This is a genomic window from Streptomyces sp. AC627_RSS907 (assembly GCF_019049165.1).
In genome coordinates this window covers 16,408-35,094 of the sequence record NZ_JAGMUE010000280.1, presented here as the reverse complement: position 1 = coordinate 35,094, position 18,687 = coordinate 16,408, and the positions used below count along the sequence as shown (strand labels likewise).

Sequence of the window (18,687 nt, the reverse complement as noted above, 5' to 3'; positions counted from 1 at the left end):
GCTTCACTCCACGCGTTGGTCGTCCAAGGAAAGACGCCCCGCTTCCTGCGGGGAAATGCAGGTGCAAGGCCTGCCCAGCGCTCCACACATGTCCCGTAACCGCTGCGGCGGTTACGGGACTTCTTCTTGATCGGCGGCCTGATACGCGGCCGTTCTTGCGGCGTCGGCCGTCCCAAGGGCTGGGCGCGCACGGCGTCGCGCCGTCTCCGGCACCACCGACGCCGGGTATGAAAGGTGAAGCCGTGGGCCCACCCCGTGACCGGCGTGGGCCCACGGCTTCCCGCACAGTGACTGCGCGGACGACAGGCCGGGCGGCTCAGTTCGGTTCGGGAGCCTCCTCTCCCTGGGGGGCCTGCTCTCCTTCGGGAGCCTCCTCTCCCTGGGGGGCCTGCTCTCCCTCGGGAGCAGCGCAGAGCAGGATGCCGAGCTGGCACAGGGTCGGGCCGACCAGCGGCACATGCTGCCCCACGGCAGGACTGGAGGGTTCAGGCGCCGCGAACGCAGTGCCGGATGCTGCGAGTGCGCTGACGGCCAGGCCGACAGCCACCGCCGAACGCGTCACCGTCTTGATCGTGATCATGCCCGTAGAACGAGCCGGCCCGCGTCTGGTTGCGTCCCCAGGACGTCCGTCCCCCGCTCAGACGATGGCCCGCACCCGGATGGCCCCGTCTCCGGCTGCCCCGCACATGCCCCTCAGTCGCACCACCGTGCGATCTGCTCGCGATGCGGGGGCAGTTCGGGCCGGTCAGTACCCTCGGCGCCGGTCGCAGGTCGCCCGCAAGGGGGGAGTGGGAGTTCATGCGGGCATGCGCGGCGTCGGGCGCAGGCGCACGGGGACGGAGGTGTGCCCGTTGCTGATGAGGCTCGGCAGTCTCCTCAGCGCGGCTCGCTCCGTGGCGAGTTGGGCGTCGGGAAAGCGTTCGAAGAGCAGGCGCAGTGCGGTGGTGACTTCGAGCCGGGCGAGCGGAGCGCCGAGGCAGAAGTGCACGCCGTGTCCGAAGGCCAGGTGTTCCTTGTTGGCGCGGGTGGCGTCGAATCGGTCGGCGTCCTCGTGCCAGTCGGGGTGGCGGTTGGCGGCGGCGTAGGAGGCGAGGATCGCTTCACCGGCCTTGATCGTCTGTCCGTCCGGGAGGGGGATGTCGGTGAGGGCGTAACGCAGGGGAAGGTGCTTGGCCGCGGGCTGGTGGCGCAGGGTCTCCTCGACGACGTCCTGCCAGGTGCAGCGGCCTTCCCGGACGTGGGCGAGCTGCTGGGGTTCGGTCAGCAGGGTGGTGATGGCCTGGTCGATGACGTTGACGGTGGTCTCGTACCCGGCGCTGATCATGAGCAGGAGCGTGTCGCGCAGCTCGGCGTGGCTGAGGGCGGAACCGTCCTCCTCGTCGCGGGTGGCGATCAGCAGCGAGGTCATGTCCTCACCGGGCTCGGCGCGCTTGGCCTCGATCAGGGTGTCCAGCAGGCCGTAGAGGGCGGCGGTGTTCGCGGCCTGTTCCTCGGCGGCCAGGTGAGTGGCGAACACGTTGTCCACCATGGTGCGGAAGCCGGCGCGGTGGCCCGCGGGTACCCCCATGAGCTTGCCGATGACGGCGATCGTGAGCGGGTAGGCGAGGTGCTCGCGCAGGTCGACCGTCTCGCCGGGGAGGCCGTCGAGGTCGTCGAGGATGCCGGCCACCAGGGCTTCGATGTCCGGCTGGAGGGCGGCGGTACGGCGGGCCGAGAGAGCGGGAGCAACCATGCGTCGCAGGCGGCTGTGGTGTGTGCCGTAGGCGGTGAACATGTTCTCCACCGTCACCCACAGGGCCAAGGGCCAGGTGGCCACGGTCTCGGCGAAGGCCGGCCAGTGGGCGCGGCCGTCCTTGGAGACGTCCTTGCTGGTCAGCAACTGCTTGAGAAGGGCCGGGTCGGAGACGGACCAGGCGCGCACGCCGAGGATGTCCACCAAGGTGGCCGGGCCGCGCTCGCGCAGGGCCCGGTGTTCGGCATCCGGGTCGGATCCGGTGGGGCTGAGGACGAGAATCTGCTGTTCGGACACGGTGGCTCTCCTCCGGCTTGAGGGGGAGGTGAGGGGGTCCGGTTGCCGAGCGGCCGACGAACACCGCGAGGGCGGGGACGCCAACTCCTCCCGGGAATCAGGAACGGTCAGGACCTCAGCTTCCACCAGCCGACTGCGGCAGTGAAGTACCAGCACATCGCCCCGCTGTTCGGCGAGCTGGAGGACGGGGACCGTCGTGACCGCTTCCGGGGCACGGCAGTTGGTGGTCCCAGTCCCAGTCCCAGTCCCAGTCCCGGTCCAGCGCGGCGCCGAACTGATGTTCCCGCTGTTGCCCGGAGCCGGGTTGCTGGAGGATTACTGATCCCAGTTGCTCGGAGGGCCGCTTCCCATGCCCAAGCAATACCCGCCGGAGTTCCGGCGGAAGGTGCTCGACCTGGTCGCCGCGGGCCGCCGTGTCGCACAGATCGCTGCGGATCTCGACATCAGCGACCAGACGATCTACACGTGGCGACGCCAGGAGCTGACCGATTCCGGCCGGCTTCCCGGTACGAGCAGCGCCGACGACGCCGTACCGCATGCGGTGCCGCGGCGGACGGCCGAGTTCGTGTCCCCACCTCGCACCTCACCGGAACACCGCCCCGACCCCTCCGCCGGGGCAGCACAGTCCCTCCATCCCGAGACCTGGGGCCTGACGTGCGCCGAAGGGGCGCTGTGTCTGGAGGGGAAACCGCTCAGGAGCCTGGCGGACCGCTGGGGGAGCCCTCTCTTCGTCGTGCACGGCGCCCGGCTCGCCGAGAACGTCCGGCGTTTCCAGCAGGTGCCGCAGGGCCGGTCGCTGGGTGTCGAAGTCTTCTACTCCTACAAGACCAACCCGGTTCCGGCCGTGCTCCAAAGGCTCTCGCAGCTCGGCGTCGGAGCCGAGGTGGTCTCTCCGTACGAGCTGTGGCTCGCCCTGCGGCTCGGGGTCGAGCCCGGAAGGATCATCTACAACGGCCCGGGCAAGACCCAGGGTCTCGCGCGCACGTTGGTCCGGAGCGACCTGCTGATCACCCACCTGAACCATCGCGAGGAGATCGCGCTCGTCGCACGGGCCGCCGCGGAGCTCGGCAAGCGCACCGACGTGGGCCTGCGCGTGGCGACCTCCGACAGCTGGTCGGGCAAGTTCGGAGTCCCGATCGCCGGAGGGCAGGCTTTGGCGGCCTACGAGGAAGCCCTGGCGCATGCCTCCCTGCGGGTCGTCGGACTGCACGCACACCGCGGCGTGGCCATCGAGGACGCGGACACGTTGGAGCGCTTCGTCCGCGAGGTGCTGGAGTTCTGCGACGCGCTCCACGCCCGGCTCGGCCTCGCCGTGGAGCTGCTCGACCTCGGTGGGAGCCTGGCGGTCCCGACCGTGCTGCCGCTCGATGCCTCGCCGCTCCCGCTCGCCGAGCGGGTGGGCCGCAGACTTTCCGTCGAACGCTACCTGGCGCTGCTCGTCGAGCAGGTCGAGGACCACTTCCGTCGCGCCGGCCGACCGGCGCCTCGCGTCCTGCTGGAGCCCGGACGCGCGCTGACCGGGAACACCCAGATGCTGCTCTGCCGGGTCAACAGCCTCAACGCGCCCGGAGCGGGGCACGCGCACGCGATCCTGGACGCCGGCGAGAACATCGCCCACATCCTGCACCGCGAGTACCACGAGATCTTCCATGCCGAGCGGTGGGGCGCATCCCGGAGCGAGACCTACACCCTCGACGGTCCTACCTGCAGCCCGATGGACTGCCTGCGTCAGACCGTCGAGCTTCCCCCACTCCGGGTCGGAGACACGCTCGCCCTCATGGACGCGGGGGCCTACCTGGTCTCCTTCTCGAACTCCTTCTGCTTCCCACAGCCGGGCGTCGTGGTCCTGGACCACGGCCGCGAGACGCTCATCCGACGCCCGGAGACCTACGAGGACATGATCGCCAGGGATCTTCACGCGGACGAGGCCTCCCGGTGACAGCCTCTTCGGTCTGCGCGCATCCGCCGCCGGACGAGCCGTTCCGCGCGCTCCGTGGCAGCGCCGTGACGCTCTCGCTCGGGCGCGTGGAGGTGACGTACGCCGTACCCGGACGGTTGCCGCGGATCGCCGTCGCCGGGCGGCCGCTGCCGGTCGAGGACGCGCCGCCGGCCCAGGACGAGGCGGCGTTCGCCCTGGCTGCCGGCCCGGACAGCATTCTCGTCTCGGACCGCGACGAGAGGCTGGCGGTGCTCGTCCCGCGCGACGGCTCGTCCCTGCCGGAGGCGCAGGCCTCGCTCTACACCACGAGGCCGGACCCCCGGCGCGCGGGCCGCTTCCGTGTGACGGTCCACGGCCCGTCCGCTGGTACGGGTGCCCTGTACGTCGCCCAGGCGTTCGGGCACACGACGGGCTGGGTACCAGCGGTGCACGGAGCCCTCGCCAGGCTCCCGGAACCCATCCCGTTCACCGCCGCGATCCGGCGGCAGGAGGACGCGGCCCACGCCCGCAGCAAGGCCGAGAGCTCAGCGGGCCTCCATGTCGTCCCGCTCCGTTACAGCGACTCGGAGTCGGCAACGATCACACCCTCCGACGTCGCCAACATCGCGCGACCGGAGCTCCTGAACCGCGAGGCGGCTCTCCTCTGGATCGCGGACAACCTCGAACTCGCCCAGGCCGGCGCGGGCGCCGCCGCCATCGTCAACGACTGCCGGCCGGAGACCTGGATCCTGCACCAGCTCGCCGAGCACGCGCAGCAGAAGGAAGTCCCTCTGCACACCGTGCGCTATGCGTTCGAGGAGTTCCCGTGTCTGAGGCAACTGGCGGGCCGGGCCCGGTCGTCGGAGCCGGCGACGGGAGTGGCCGAGCTTCTGGCCGCGTCCGCCCCGGCCATCCACACGCGGCGCGAGCTGCAGGACGCGCTGCGTGCATCGGGGACCGATGTGCGGCGCAACCCCTCGGCCGACTTCGAAGCCGCCAGCCGGGAGATCACGGTCCGCCTGCCTCGCAACGGCACGATCTGGTATCAAGCCGTCGACTGGCGTGACCGGCTGTCGCTGGAGTCGGGCAAGCGGCCCTATGTGGTCGTCCCGCCGCTCGGCCAAGCCAGCGAGCTCTGCCCGGAACAGGCCGCCGAGCGGGCCGGTGCCGTCCTGGCCCAGCGCTGGGCGGCGCTCCGGTACCTCTTCACCCCACGGGACCCACGCGGCGTCGCGCTCGTGTCGCAGGGCAACGGCTTCTCCACCCGCAGCCGCCAACACTGGAGCACGATGCTGGCGCTGGCGGCGCGGATGGAGGAGACGCAGTTCCTGTTCGCGGGCGGGAGCGCGGAGGACCGCGCGTGGCTGGCCCGCGAGCTCGAGCGCCGGCCCCGTGCGAACGTGACGCTCCTCGGCTGGATCAACGAGCACTGGAGCACGCTCCTCCGGGCACTCCGCGCCAAACCGCGGGCGGCCTTCGTCTGCCGCCCGGGCCTGAGCAGTATCGGCGCCGCCCTGGCGAACGGCGTCCCCCCGCTCCTCATGTCGCCCGACCCGCTGGCGGGGCCGGACGGAACCGTGGACGCGATCACGGCGGAGGTGGCCATGGAGCGCGCGGTCTACGCGTTCCAGCTCGAGCGGCTCTATGCCACCCAGTGCGCCCAGTACCCCGACTCGCCGCTGCCGGTCCTCGTGGACACACTCGGTGACGACAAGCAGAAGGCACTGACCACGCTGCGCCGTGCGATGGAGCCGGACGTCCAGTCGCGCCAGCGCGCGGCGATCGACGGGTACTGCGACTGGTCGCGCGTCGCGCACCTCATCGCGAGCGTGCTCGCGCGCGAGGCGGTCTCCGGCGCGCTGCCGACGCCGGTCAAACGCCGCGTGCGCGACCGGGAACTCCTGCCCCGTCGCGACCCGTCCGGCGCGGGCCGAGGATGCCACGGTGGACCGCGTCCCGGTCGGCTCGACCAGGAGCGGCGCGCACGCACCCCCGTTTCCGGGCACGGCTGAGGAAGAAGGACATGCCCCCGCGACCTGTGACCCCTCGGGACATCTACGAACTGCGGCTCTGGCAGATCTGGTCGGACATCCTCCACCTGGACGACATCGGGGTGAAGGATGACTTCTTCGCCCTCGGTGGCGACCACGCCGAGGCGCGGGCCGTCCTCGACACGACGACGGCGCAGCTCGGCGCTCAGCCACCCCCGATGAAGACGTTCCTGGAGGCGCCGACGATCGAGCGCATCGGCTGTCACCTGCGCGCGCGGTCGAGGAAGCTCGCCGAGCAGCCCGTCGTGCCGCTCCAGCCGCACGGTTCGAAACGCCCGTTCTTCTTCCTGCCGAGTGGGGAGGGAAACGTCTACTACTTCCACGCCCTGGCCCGCCGGATGGCGCCGGACCAGCCCTTCCTCGCCCTCCAGACCCGGGGGCTCCATGGTGCCGAACCGCCCTTCGACCGCGTGGAGGACATGGCGGCGGACCACATCGGGTCCATGCGCGCCGTGCAGCCGCGCGGGCCGTATCTCCTGGGAGGCCACTGCGTCGGCGCCATGGTCGCGTTGGAGATGGCCCTGCAGTTGCAGCGCCGGGGGGAGCGCGTGGCCCTGCTCGCCGCCGTTGACGGCCTCGCACCCGCCCCCTTCTTCCGCGACGAGATCACGGAGATCGTCCAGGACCCTTTCGAGGCACTGATCTTCTTCGGGAGCGGGTTCACGTCCTGGTTCAACCAGGCGCTCCCGCTGAGACGTCGGACGCTGCTCGCGGTCGAGCCGGAGCGACGACCGGCGTTCGTCACGGGGCTCGCCAGGGAGCGCGGCATGTTCCCACCGGACGAACCCGACGACCGCATGAGCCGTGTCGTGGATCTCGGCGCTCGCATCTGTCGAGCCAGGTACAGGCCCAAGGATGTCTACACGGGCGCGGTCTCGTTCTACCGCGCCTGCGAATCCGCGCTGTGCGAGACCGCCACGGGAGGCTGGGAAGAAGTCTCGACGCGGCCTCCGCGCGTCCGGGAGCTCCCCGGCGACCACGTCACGCTCGTCGTCGAGCCCCACGTCGATCACCTGGCGCGCGAGCTGCGGGCGGCGATCGCGCAGACGCAGGTGTGATTCCACGCCACGGCGACGGCCGCGGCTACCGACGCCCACGTGTTCCTGGTCCCGACTGGTTGCAGGAGCCCAGGACGGACGACGACGTCATGAGTTCACTGGGACGGGTGCGGTACCTCGAGCCCGGCCCGGAGGGGGCAGGTGAGCGGAAGGACACGTTCGGTCAGCTGCCCCGTGAGGCGGGTCTCGGTGAGGGCGGCGTCGGTGAGCCAGTCCGCTGCGCTCAACTGGTCGGCCAGGTGCCGCAGCTCGCCGGAATCCACCGGGACCCAGGCGGCGAGAGCGTCCAGGGCGATGCCCCGGCCGCCGGCCCCGAGGCGCCCCGAGGCGTCGGTCCGGGTGGCCAGCGTCAGGGCGAGCAGCCGGGTGCCGGCGGCGGCCTTGGCCTTGCGGAGCTTCCTTTCCGAGACGACCCTCTGGGCCCAGCCGGAGAGCTTGGGCCGCACCTTCCTGCCGAACGTGAACGGGCCCGTTCCGTCCCCGTCGGGCACCAGGGAGGGGACGCTGATCGGGGTGGGGTTCTCCGGCCGGGAGGCGAGCAGGTCGCCGACAGTGCCGGGCAGGGTGAGCCAGCCGCAGCCGGTCAGTTTCTCGACCAGGTCCTCCGGATCGGTCAGACCCAGAGCGGTGAGGTCCTGGCCCACGAGGTTGCCGGTGCCGGTGTGCGCGGTGCGCAGGGTCAGCATCAGTACCAGCAGCCGTGCTTCCGGTCCGGGCAGTGGGGTGTGGTCGGCCACGTGCGCGAGGACGGAGCGCATGTGGTCCCACTGCGCCGGCGCGGTCAGCAGACGCGCCACGGCCGGCCCGTCGCCTGAGATGCCGCCGGTGCGCTGCTGGTGCTGCAGGCGGATGGCGGCAGCGGCCTGCTCGGCACGTCGGGCCTCCCCTCGCAGGGCGCCGTCACAGGTGACATCGGCCCAGGTGGTGAAGGCACGGGCCTTGCGTTCCTGGAGTTCGGCGAGCAGCGACAGGTCGGGCTGCTCACGCTTCTGGTAGGCGCGGAAGAGGTCACCGAGTTCGACGAGTTCGTCCCGCAGGGCGACGGGCCGCAGGTCGTGCGGGATGACCCGCTGGGCGATCTTCGCCTGTGGTGGGCGCCGCCGCGCGGGTACGGCGCGGGGGGTCGGACCCCCCGTCCTGGAGGCGGTCCGGTGGTCGGAGAACTGGGGCGCTCTGCTGCCCGCGCCCGTGTCGGAGGCTGCGGGGGCAGGGCGGTCGGTGGCCTGCGGGCCGAGCGTCCGGGAGGTGGCCGCGGTCGTTGCGCCCGGGGTGGCGGCCGCGCACCGCGAGCAGCACTCCATGGCCCGCCACCAGCGCCCCCCGCGGTCAGTGAGCACGGCCAGGACGACCGGCCCGCCGCACCGCCAGGGTTCGGCACGCGCATGTCGGCCGGTGCCGGGCAGATGGGTGTGGCAGCCGTCGGCCCTGCAGGCGCAGTACGCCTCGGCCCGGGGGGCGGGGGCGGCTCGCAGGTGTGCCTTGAGGTGGGCGATCGCGGCCGCACGGCCCGCGGCCGCGGACGGCAGACGCTGCTCGGCACAGGCGGGACGGCTGCACGAGACGCGCACCGCCGGACTGCCCCGGCCGACGGCGTCCAGACGCACCGTCCACCGACGCCCCGGCACCCGCTCGTCCGGCCCGTCCACCGCGGCCTGCGTCATCTCGCTCTCCCTCCTGGTGTGTCCCCGACAGCCGCCGCCTGCCCTCGCGCGGAGTCGCCCTGCTCGCCAGGCCCGTGACGAGCAGGCAGCGTTACACGGTCAACGATCCGGGGCGGAGGTGGTTTCAGTGCGGGGTGCGCCAGTTCGGACGGTGGGCGAGCGGGATACATTCAGGGCTACCTGGGAGCGGCCCTCGAGGACGAGGTCCAGGCCGATGTCATCGTGGAGCAGCACAGACGTCATCGGCATGGCGCGGTACCGCGTCAACCGTGGCCGTCACGACGGTCCCGATCGTCGGCTCCGTACTACCACAGGCCGCTCAGCAGGCTGTCGATGAAGTCCACGATGCGGTGCTTCATCGCGTGCCTACGGTTGCAGTACCGGCGCCATCGGCGCTCTGACAGCGGACGGTCGCACCATTGGCACACGGGGTTTCCGGCCGCCGCCGCTTCGCTGCCCATGCGCTGAGCGTAGTGGGCACCCGCCCGCCCGTGGAGACGGGACGGTCGCCGCGCCGCTCGGTAGGCAAGCACAGCGAGGAAGGACGGGCCGCGAACCTGATGACGCTGTCGAGCGGCGCCGTCTGTCAGCGCCGGACGGTGACGACCATCCGCGGCAGGACCCTGCCGGCGATGGAGCCCGACGGGACGTTTCCCTTGCGGACTGCGCCCATCGCGCGGTAGAAGGGCTCGGCGTTCGGGTCCGCGTCGATCGTGAGCCGGGTGAACCCCAGGTCTCGTCCAGCCGCGACGGTGCGTTCGAACAGCAGGCGGCCGATCCCCTGGCCGATGACCCGCGGATCGACGAACATCATGCCCAGAACGCCTGTGGGTGGCTCCCCCTCGAGAGTGGTGAAGCCCAGGACGTGGCCATCCGTGTCGGCCACCATGGTCCGTCGGCGTGCGACCTCGTGCGCGGCGACGGTGAGCTCGTCCCGGCACGCTTCCAGGAAATCGGCGTCGTAGCCCCAATGCGCCTTGGACCGGAGCGCCAAGTCGGTGAGTACGTCGGCTTCTGTCGCCCGTGCGGGCCTGATCAGCACGTCCATCCACGCCCCGCTCAGGTGTGGGTCTTTCGATCTTCGCACCCTGTGGTCGTGCGGGAAAGGCAGGCGACGGTCCCTGGCCGGACGGTCTCGGGCGATGTGAACGGCCGGCGTCAGCCGCCTGCCGCCGTCGCACGGACGGCCGCGGCGAGGGCCTCGCCGACGCTCCGGGCTCCTGGAGCGTTGGGATGCAGCGGCGCGGCCACCCGGGTGGGGATCACGCCCTCGACGTAGCGGTCGGTGGGGGCGGCGCAGATGTCGTGTCCGATGCTCAGGGTGTAGGTGTCGACGAAGGTGGCACCGTGCTCTTCGGCCGTCTGCCTCAGTACGGCGCCGAGGTGGTTGATCGCGCCTTGGAGGTAGTTGGCGTCCTGCTTCCAGAAGGGCTGCGCGGGGTGGCAGCCGTCGGTGCGGACGTAGTTGCCGTAGCCGACGACGAAGATCTCGGCATGCGGTGCCCGTCGAGCGATGGCGTCCAGGACGGTGGCGAAGGCCGGTGCCCAGGCGTCGATGCGGGCCCGGACCTTGTCGGTGCCGCCGGCGGTGTTCTCCTTCGCGCAACTGGTGCCGTAAGGCTGGGGCAGGATGTTGACGCAGCCCAGCAGCTCGTCGAAGAGGTCGGTGTCGTTGCCGCCGATGGTGACGCTGACGATGTCGGTGTCCGGCGTGAGAGCGTCGTACTGGGGCGCGGTCCCCGGGTGCTGGGCGGTGCTCAGATGGGCACTGGTGGCGCCGGAGCAGCTCACGTCGGTGACTTTCGCACCGAGGACCTTGGCGGCGATGTGGGGATAGTCGGCCAGGGAGCGCAGGCATGCCAGGTCGGCCGGGTCCATCGGCGGTACCAGAGGCGCGGCCGCGTAGGAATCGCCGAGTGCGACGTACCGCAGCGGCTCGGCCGCGGCCGGGGCGGCTGTGACCGTTGCCGTGGCCGAGATGGTCCCCGTGGACAGAACGACGGCCAAGGCCGTGCGCAGGGCTGGTTTCAAGGACGCCTCCATTCGGCACAGGCGCGGACGTGGGCCCGCCTTGTCACGAGCTTGCTCGAGCAGGCGTGCCGCCGCACGGCGGTCCGCGGCTTCGTTGCGCCGAGCGGGTGATCTGTGACTCGGCTGTTCGGATTGTCCTGTCCGCCTTGGCTGATCTCCGCACGCAGGCCGGGCCCAGCTTCGTCGATGTGTCCCCGCCCCGGCTACGTGAGGAACCGCCCGATCACGAGCGGTGTCCCGAGCCCGGGGCGTCCCGGAACCGAAGGGCCTGGCAACGCGTGCGACCGGACAACCGGACGCACAGCATCACCGTCACGGGAACAGCTCTCGCGCGACGGCCGACCGGTACCGGTCCGGCGTGCCCGCGTCCGAAGACGCGCGTCACCGGCGCGGGCGGACCAGGACGCGTCGCAGGTCGCAGAGTTCGACGTCGAAGGTGTCGGCCGTGGTGCGCAGCCGGGAGAGCATCGCGTCCGGGCCGGTGATCCACAGCCGGTCGACGCCCAGGTCGCGCAGGGACCGGACGGTGTCGACCCAGCGGATCGGGTTGACGAACCCGTCGAGCAGCGCGGTCCGCAGCGCCTCCGGGTCGGTCAGCACCGTGCCGTCCTGGTACGAGACCACCGGGACGCGCGGCGCGGACAGGGTGTAGCGCGCGTACACGTCCTCCATCAGGGCGCGCACCCCGGAGAACAGGGACGTGTGCGCGGGCGGGCGCATCGTGTACAGCGAGTACCCGCCGGCCGCGCTGATCGCCGACTTGAAACCGTCCAGCTCCGGCTCGCGCAGTGACACCATGTGGAAGTCGGCGTCCAGCCTGCCGGACACGTCGTGCCAGTCCAGGCCGGCCAGCAGCGGGTGGAGCCGCTCCTCCGACACGCGGACGAAGGAGTGGGTGACGACGTCACGGTGCTCGGCGGCGAAGTACCGCCGTTCCGTCCGCGCGATCTCGTCCACCAGGCGGACCGTGTCCGCGAACGGCAGCGCGCCGGTGTAGGCCAGCGCGGCACGCTCCCCGAAGCTCGGGCCGGCGCAGAACTCCGGTGCGGCGCCGAGCCGTTCCCCGGCCCACTCGGCCAGCGCCAGACAGGCGACGAGCACCGCGACCTGCACCGGCTCCGCGTAGTCGTCGTCCGGCGCGTCGGCCAGCGCGTCGGCGAGGTGGTAGCCGAGCGCCTCGTCGGCCTCGGCGAGGCGCCGGCGGGCGTACGGATGGATCATCAGGAACGTGCCGAGGTCCTTGCGGCGGACCGGCGACAGCGCCGGGAAGACGATCGCGTCGGTCATCGGGGGGCCTCCGTGAGCGTTCCCGTGGGTGCCGGGTGGTTCATGGGACAAGGGGCTTCTCGACGGCCGGCCGGGCGGCCAACTGCTCCAGTGCCCTCCGGTCGGGCTTGCCGTTGCGGTTGAGCGGCAGCCGGTCCAGGACGACGACCCGGTTGGGCTGCTCGTAGGCGGGCAGCACCGCGCAGATCCGCTCCCGCCAGTGCGCGGCCTCCGCCCCGGACTCGTCCTCGACGAAGAACACCAGGGAGCTGCCGCGCCGCTCGTCCGGCACCGCGATCACCTTCGCCGAGCACCCGGCCTCGGCGATCCGCGCCTCGATCCGCTCGGGATAGAGGGTGTAGCCCATGCGGTGCACGGCCAGTTTGCGGCCGACGACGGACAGGTTGCCGTGCGCGTCCAGCCGGCCGAAGTCACCGGTGCGCCGCCAGCCCCGTACCGCCGGGGCCAGCTCACCGTCCGGGCCGAGGTAGCCCTCCATCAGGTCGGGGGAGTCGACCTCGATCTCCCCGGTCTCCCCGGGGCCGAGCACCGTGCCCGCGTCGTCGACGATCCGTACGCCCATGCCCGCCACCGGCCGGCCCGTGGCCACCGGGTTGTCGGCGGTCGCGAAGGCCACGTTGCCCAGCTCGGTGCTGCCGTAACTGTCCAGCAGCGGTTTGCCGCACAGGCCGACGTACCGGTCGACGAGAGTGGGGTCCAGCGGTGCGGCGCCGCTGCAGAACAGCCGTACGTCCCGCAGGCCGGCCAGTGTGCCGGTCCGCCGGGTGACGATGTTGAAGATGCTGCGGTACGTGGCGGGCGTCGCGTCCAGCACCGTGGCGCCGGTCTCGCCGGCCAGCCGCAGGGCCTGGTCGAGCCGCCGGTACGGGGCGACCACCAGGGAGCAGCGCACCTGCCATGCGATCAGCACCATCGACAGGCCGTACTGGTGGGAGAACGGCAGCAGCGGCAACAGTACGTCGTCCGGACGATGGCCGATCTGCTCGGCGTTGCGCTCCAGGTTCCGCAGGAACCGCGCACCGGTCTTCACCACGCCCTTGGGGACGCCGGTCGAACCGGACGACCACATGATCAGCCCGTCCGGGAGCCCGCGCCACAGGTCCAGGTCCAGTGGGCCGTCGAGCGGGGGAGCGGGCCGTGAAGCGGCGGCCGTCAGCAACTGGCCGACACGTACCGTCTCGCCGACGGCCGGCGGTGCCGCCGCGTCGTCCACGACCGTCAGCGCGGTCCGGGCCAGCCGGTGGACGCGGGTGGTCTCCTCGGCGGTGTCCTGGTGGTCGAGGAGGACGATCGACGCGCCGGCGTGGGCCAGGCCGAGCAGCACCGTGAGCCAGGCGGCCGAGTTGTCCGCCTTGAACAGCACACGGGTACCCGGCCGGACCCCGAGGCCGGCCAGTACCCCGGCGACCCCGACGGCCGACCGCTCCACTTCGGTCAGGGGCTGGGCGGAACCGGGCGCGAACACAGTGGCGGTCATCGTCGGATGCCGTCCTTCCGCGGGTGGGTGTACGAGCGAAAGTCAGGTCAGCGGGAACTTCAGCCGGCCCGAGGCGATGGGGTTGACGTAGTCGGCGCTGGTCATGCCGGCCTTCTTCATCGCCAGGCCGGTCAGGCCCTCGAAGATGGCCCGGCGGGCGTTCATCGTGGTCGAGTAGCCCGGATCCAGGTGCGGCGCGACCTCCACCACGTCCATCCCGACGACGTTGGTCTCCGCGCACAGCCGCCGGAACGCCGGGAACAACTCGCGCGGCGTCATCCCGCCCGGCTCCGGGGTGCCGGTACCGGGCGCGTACGCCGGGTCCAGGACGTCGATGTCCAGCGAGAGGTAGATGAACTCGGGGCCGTCCAGGACCTCTTCGATCACCTTGTCCAGCACCGCGTCGAAGCCCAGCCGTTCGATCTCCACCATGAAGTGGGTGCGCAGGCCCTGGCGGCGCATCCAGTTGAACAGCGAGTCGTCCGGACCGGTCGGCGTGCGCAGGCCCACCTGCACGAAGTTCTTGCCCGGGATCCGCTTCTCCTCGATGAGCCGCCAGATCGGGGTGCCGTGGGTGATCCGGTGCCCGAAGATGTGCTCGTGGCAGTCGGGATGCGCGTCGAAGTGGACCACCCCGACCTTGTCCGGCCCGTACAGGTCGGCCAGCGCCCCCACACTGGCGATCATCAGGGAGTGGTCGCCGCCCAGGATCACCGGCACCGCCCCCGTCTCAGCGACCTCGGTGACGGTCGAGGCGATGGACGGCAGCGACTTCTCGACACTGAAGATGTCGACCGCCGCGTCCCCGTAGTCGACCACCTTCAGCAGGTTGAACGGACTCACCCGGGTACTGGCGTTCACCAGCAGCTCCGGTGTGTTGAACAGGTACCGCTCGTCGGAGCGCAGCGCCCGCGGGCCGTAGGCGGCGCCCCGGTGGCCCGACGAGGAGTCCAGCGGCACACCGAACACCGCGACGTCGACGCCGCCGGCCCGCAGGTCCTCCGGGTTCAGGGCGACCGGTACGCCCATGAAGGTGGGAATTCCGCTGTAGGCCGCCTGCAGGAAGTTACGCCGCAGATCTATCGGGCCGGGCTCGCGCGACGGCGCCTGCGAGCGGTCGACCGGAATTCGCCACGCCTCTTCTTCGGCGCCCTTTTCCGTCACGCTGAATCCTTAACCGTTGTATTGCCTTGCAACGCACTGTGCGAAGACTCGTCAACGCCGACCGCAGGCTACGGAGCGCGGTCGGGTGCGCCAACCCCAGCGGATCCCCTACCGCCCAACCTGGAGAGGCAACGCGCCAGTTCAGCGACGTGGACGGCTGCCCGGGAACACGCTTGCTTGTTCACGGCCCGGACCTGCCCGATTCAGCTGAAGATCATCTTCCCTGGTCCATACTGAAGCAGCCGAACGGGGAAGGCGAAAGCTTCTCATTACGAACCAATTCAGTTGTCGAATGCCGCGCGGTCTCTCTCGGGGGAAAAAAGACGAGAGACGGTGCGGCAGCCGACTCCGCGACCTCGTGGAGGGCCAGACAGGGTGTTTGTCGAACGGCAGGAACAGCTCGACGGCTTCACGGCCGTACTGGAGGAGTGTCAGGCCGGTCAGGGCCGGACACTGTCCGTCGTCGGTCCGTTGACCAGTGGGAAGACCGCGCTGCTGCGCGCGTTCGCCGAACGCGCCGACGAGGCCGGGTTCCAGACCCTGTGGGCCACCGGCGCCCGTACCGAACGGGAGCTGCCGCTGGGCCTGGCCGGCCAGATCCGGCACGACCTCGACACGACCGGCCACCCCGACCGGACCACGCTGATCCGTGAAGTGCACGGGCTGGCCACCGCGTTGCTGGCCAGCAGCCGGCACACCCCGCTGCTCCTGGTCGTCGACGACCTCCACCACCTCGACCCGCTCTCCCTGTCCTGCCTGCTGCACGTGGCCCGGCGCACCCGACGCGCCCGTCTCCTGATCGCGGTCGGCGCCGGCGACCTGGTGGAGCCGACCGACCCCCAGCTGTACGCCGAACTGATGGTGCTCGCCTCCGACCACCACCTGGAACTGCCGCCGCTGTCCCGGCGCGGCGTCGGCGAGCTGCTCACCGAGGCACTGGGCGACCGCTCCTGCGAGGCGCTCGTGGACGCCTGTACCCGCGCCTCGGGAGGCAACCCGCTGTTGATCCGCACCTTCATCGCCGATCTGCGGGGCGCCGGCGAAACCGGCCTGGACCGGGACGGCCAGGCGCTGCCCGGCCGTGCCTACACCGCAGCCGTCCGCCGGTACGTGGACCGCTGCGACCCGGACACCCGGCGGGTCCTGGCCGCCACCGCGCTTCTGGACCGGTGCCCGCCGACCGGGATGCTCACCCTCGCCCGGCTCGCCGAGGTCGACACCGCCGCCGCCCGCCGCGCCCTGGCCAGCCTGAAGAACAGCGGCCTGGTCACCGACGGCCGGCTCCCGCACCCGGCCGCCGGCCAGGCCGTCCTCGACCAGCTCCCGCCCGCCGCGCTGACCGAACTGCACCTGCGGGCCGCCCGCTTCCTCTACGAAGAGGGCTCGGCGCCGCTCCCCGTCGCCCGGCACCTGCTGGCGGCCGGCCGGGCCCCCGACTGGGCGGGACCGGTGCTCGGCGCCGCCGCCGACGGACTGCTCGGCACCGGCGACACCGAGCCGGCCGTCTCCCTGCTGCGCCTCGCCCACGACGGCGCCGCCGACGTCAGCGAACGGGACACGCTCAAGGTCGCCCTGCTCCGCGCGGAATGGCGTACCGACCCGGCCGCCGCCGGGCACCGCCTGGGCCAGCTCACGGCCGCCGTCCGGGCCGGCCGGCTCTCCGTCGCGGAACGCGTCTCCACCGCGCACTGCCTGCTGTGGATGGGCCGCACCGCCGAGGCCGTCGAGATCATCGACTCCCTCACCGCCCTGGAACCCGACGCCGAGGAGAGCGCCGAGATCCGCTTCCTGACGGTGTGGGCCCGCTTCACCCACCCGGGTCTGCTCGGCAGCGAACCCACGCACCCCCACACCCCGAGGCGCCGCCCCGCCGAGGGCGTCGTCAACATCCGCGAAGCCCTCGCCCAGGCCCTGGAGACCGTACGGGACAAGGGCCCCGACAACGCGGTCGTCGTCACCGCCGAACGGGTCCTGCCGCGCTCACCACTGCGCGGCGACGGCACGGCCCTGCACCGCGCGGCGCTGACCATCCTCGTCTGCGCCGACCACCTGGAGACCGCCGGCCAGTGGACCGACCGCCTCCTCGCCCAGGCCGGCGAACGCGGCGCCTCCTCCTGGCAGGCCGTGCTGCTGGCGATCCGTGCCGACATCGCCCTGCGCTCCGGCCGGCTCGCCGACGCCCAGCGCAACGCCGAGGTCGCCCTGAACACGATGTCCCGGGAGAGCTGGGCGGCCGCCGTCGGTGTCCCGCTCGGCACCGCCCTGCTGGCGCTCACCGCCCGGGGCCGCCTGGCCGAGGCCGGCCGGCTGCTCGACCAGCCGGTGCCGGAGGCGACGTTCCAGACCGTCTGGGGCCTGCACTACCTGCGGGCCCGCGGCGCCTACTACCTCGCGGCCGGCATACCCGAGGCCGCCCTGGACGACTTCACCACCTGCGGTGACCTCATGGCACGCTGGGACCTCGACCTGCCCGCCCTCGTGCCCTGGCGCGTCGACGCCGCCCGCGCCCACCTGGCACTCGACCAGACGCAGCAGGCCCGCGCGCTGGCCGAGAGCCAGCTGACCCAGATGGGCCCCGAACCCAGCCGGACCAAGGCCGCGGCCCTGCGCGTGCTGGCCGCGGTCTCGCCCCTCACCCAGCGCCCCACCCTGCTGCGGGAGGCCGCCGAGATGCTCCGCGGCTGCGGCGACCGCCTCGAACTCGCCCACACCCTGGCCGACCTCAGCCAGGCGCAGCGCTCCCTCGGCGACTTCCACCGCGCCCGCATGACGGTGCGCCGGGCCTGCACCCTGGCCGGTGACTGCCAGGCCGACGCGCTGCGCCAGCGCCTGCTCCCCGACGTCGACGACGCCGTCCCCGAGGGCGCCGACGAGTCCTACGCGGAGGCCTTCAACTCCCTCAGCGACGCCGAGCGGCGGGTCGCCGTGCTGGCCGCCCAGGGCAACACCAACCGGCAGATATCCAACAAGCTGCTGGTCACGGTGAGCACCGTCGAGCAGCACCTCACCAAGGTGTACCGCAAGCTCAACGTGACCCGGCGAGCCGACCTGCTGGTCAAACTCGGCCCCCGGTTCAGCAACATCGCCTGAACACCAACGGCGGGTGCGCGGCGTGTCCCGCACCCGCCGCCCGCTCACTCCAGCACCCGGCGCAGCCGGCCCGGCTCCGCGGCCCGCAGGCGCCACTCACGCGGATAGCCGACCGACACCTCCTCGAAGCGGACCCCGTCGTACCAGGTGGTCCGGGGAATGTGCAGATGCCCGTACACGACCGCCGCGGCCCGGTACCGCACGTGCCAGTCGGCGGTCAGCTCGGTGCCGCACCACTGGGCGAACTCCGGGTACCGCAGGATCCGCGTCGGTTCGCGGACCAGCGGCCAGTGGTTGACCAGTACGGTCCGCAGCTCCGGGTCGACGGCCGCGAGCCGCCGCTCGCTCCGGGCGACCCGGGCCCGGCACCATTCCTCCCGGCCGGGATACGGGTCGGGGTGGAGCAGGATCTCGTCGGTGCACACCACACCCGCGTCGTAGGCGTGGGCCAGCGACTCCTCCTTGGTGGCCAGGCCCGGCATCCGGAACGAGTAGTCGTAGAGCAGGAACAGCGGCGCGACGGTGACCGGACCGCCCGGACCGGTCCACACCGGGTACGGGTCCTCGGGTGTGACGACGCCGAGCTCCCGGCAGCGTTCCACCAGCCGGCGGTAGCGGGCCTCGCCGCGCAGCTGCACCGGGTCCTCCCGGGGCGTCCACAGCTCGTGATTGCCCGGTACCCAGATCACCTTGGCGAACCGGCCGGCGAGCAGGCTCAGCGCCCATTCCACGTCGGCGAAGAACTCGCCGACGTCACCGGCGACGATCAGCCAGTCGCCGTCGTGAGCGGGCCGCAGCCCTTCGACGACGGCACGGTTCTCCGCGTAGGCGATGTGCAGGTCGCTGATCGCGAACAGGGTCGGGGCTTCCACAGTGCCCGAACGTAGACGTGCCCCGCTCCGGCCCCAACCCCTACCGCAC

The 18,687-nt window shown here is 71.9% G+C and carries 14 protein-coding genes; 4 read left to right on the top strand and 10 right to left on the bottom strand.

The window, feature by feature from the left end:
* Positions 1-316: 316 nt before the first annotated feature.
* Positions 317-580, bottom strand: a complete 264-nt coding sequence (locus tag KUM32_RS33390; RefSeq protein WP_217145667.1) for a hypothetical protein — start codon at positions 578-580, stop codon at positions 317-319.
* A 216-nt stretch (positions 581-796) separates the two neighbouring features.
* On the bottom strand, positions 797-2,029 hold the full coding sequence (locus KUM32_RS33385) for a cytochrome P450 (protein ID WP_217145666.1): 1,233 nt from the start codon (positions 2,027-2,029) through the stop codon (positions 797-799).
* A gap of 349 nt (positions 2,030-2,378) precedes the next feature.
* On the opposite strand from KUM32_RS33385, the gene KUM32_RS33380 reads away from it, so the two are divergent.
* From KUM32_RS33380 to KUM32_RS33370, 3 genes are read left to right on the top strand one after another with little or no spacing between them, the layout of a single operon-like run.
* Entirely contained in the window at positions 2,379-3,968 is a 1,590-nt protein-coding gene (locus tag KUM32_RS33380; RefSeq protein ID WP_217145665.1) for a transposase, read from the top strand.
* Positions 3,965-5,959, top strand: a complete 1,995-nt coding sequence (locus KUM32_RS33375; RefSeq protein WP_217145664.1) for a hypothetical protein — start codon at positions 3,965-3,967, stop codon at positions 5,957-5,959. The genes KUM32_RS33380 and KUM32_RS33375 overlap by 4 nt, the downstream gene beginning before the upstream one ends.
* An 11-nt stretch (positions 5,960-5,970) precedes the next feature.
* Positions 5,971-7,056, top strand: coding sequence for a non-ribosomal peptide synthetase (locus KUM32_RS33370; RefSeq protein ID WP_254406496.1), 1,086 nt, complete (start codon positions 5,971-5,973; stop codon positions 7,054-7,056).
* A 95-nt stretch (positions 7,057-7,151) separates the two neighbouring features.
* Here the strand turns inward: KUM32_RS33370 and KUM32_RS33365 are convergent, their stop codons facing one another.
* From KUM32_RS33365 to KUM32_RS33335, 7 genes are all read right to left on the bottom strand, one after another.
* Positions 7,152-8,717 (bottom strand): hypothetical protein, encoded by a 1,566-nt coding sequence (locus tag KUM32_RS33365; RefSeq protein ID WP_217145663.1) that lies wholly within the window; start codon positions 8,715-8,717, stop codon positions 7,152-7,154.
* A gap of 305 nt (positions 8,718-9,022) precedes the next feature.
* On the bottom strand, positions 9,023-9,178 hold the full coding sequence (locus tag KUM32_RS33360; RefSeq protein WP_217145662.1) for a hypothetical protein: 156 nt from the start codon (positions 9,176-9,178) through the stop codon (positions 9,023-9,025).
* 125 nt (positions 9,179-9,303) lie between these two features.
* Positions 9,304-9,765, bottom strand: a complete 462-nt coding sequence (locus tag KUM32_RS33355; protein ID WP_217145661.1) for a GNAT family N-acetyltransferase — start codon at positions 9,763-9,765, stop codon at positions 9,304-9,306.
* Positions 9,766-9,875: 110 nt separating this feature from the next.
* Positions 9,876-10,748 (bottom strand): SGNH/GDSL hydrolase family protein, encoded by an 873-nt coding sequence (locus KUM32_RS33350; RefSeq protein ID WP_217145660.1) that lies wholly within the window; start codon positions 10,746-10,748, stop codon positions 9,876-9,878.
* A gap of 381 nt (positions 10,749-11,129) precedes the next feature.
* Positions 11,130-12,035, bottom strand: a complete 906-nt coding sequence (locus tag KUM32_RS33345; protein WP_217145659.1) for an ACP S-malonyltransferase — start codon at positions 12,033-12,035, stop codon at positions 11,130-11,132.
* A gap of 40 nt (positions 12,036-12,075) precedes the next feature.
* Positions 12,076-13,512 carry a class I adenylate-forming enzyme family protein gene (locus KUM32_RS33340; protein ID WP_217145658.1) on the bottom strand — a complete coding sequence of 479 codons (1,437 nt, stop codon included), beginning with the start codon at positions 13,510-13,512 and terminating at the stop codon, positions 12,076-12,078.
* 42 nt (positions 13,513-13,554) lie between these two features.
* Positions 13,555-14,676 (bottom strand): agmatinase family protein, encoded by a 1,122-nt coding sequence (locus KUM32_RS33335; RefSeq protein WP_217145657.1) that lies wholly within the window; start codon positions 14,674-14,676, stop codon positions 13,555-13,557.
* A 375-nt stretch (positions 14,677-15,051) separates the two neighbouring features.
* Between KUM32_RS33335 and KUM32_RS33330 the strand changes: the two genes are divergently transcribed.
* Positions 15,052-17,766, top strand: coding sequence for a LuxR family transcriptional regulator (locus KUM32_RS33330; protein ID WP_217145656.1), 2,715 nt, complete (start codon positions 15,052-15,054; stop codon positions 17,764-17,766).
* A gap of 44 nt (positions 17,767-17,810) precedes the next feature.
* Here KUM32_RS33330 and KUM32_RS33325 read toward each other — a convergent pair whose 3' ends face one another.
* Positions 17,811-18,638 (bottom strand): metallophosphoesterase, encoded by an 828-nt coding sequence (locus tag KUM32_RS33325; protein ID WP_217145655.1) that lies wholly within the window; start codon positions 18,636-18,638, stop codon positions 17,811-17,813.
* Positions 18,639-18,687: the final 49 nt, after the last annotated feature.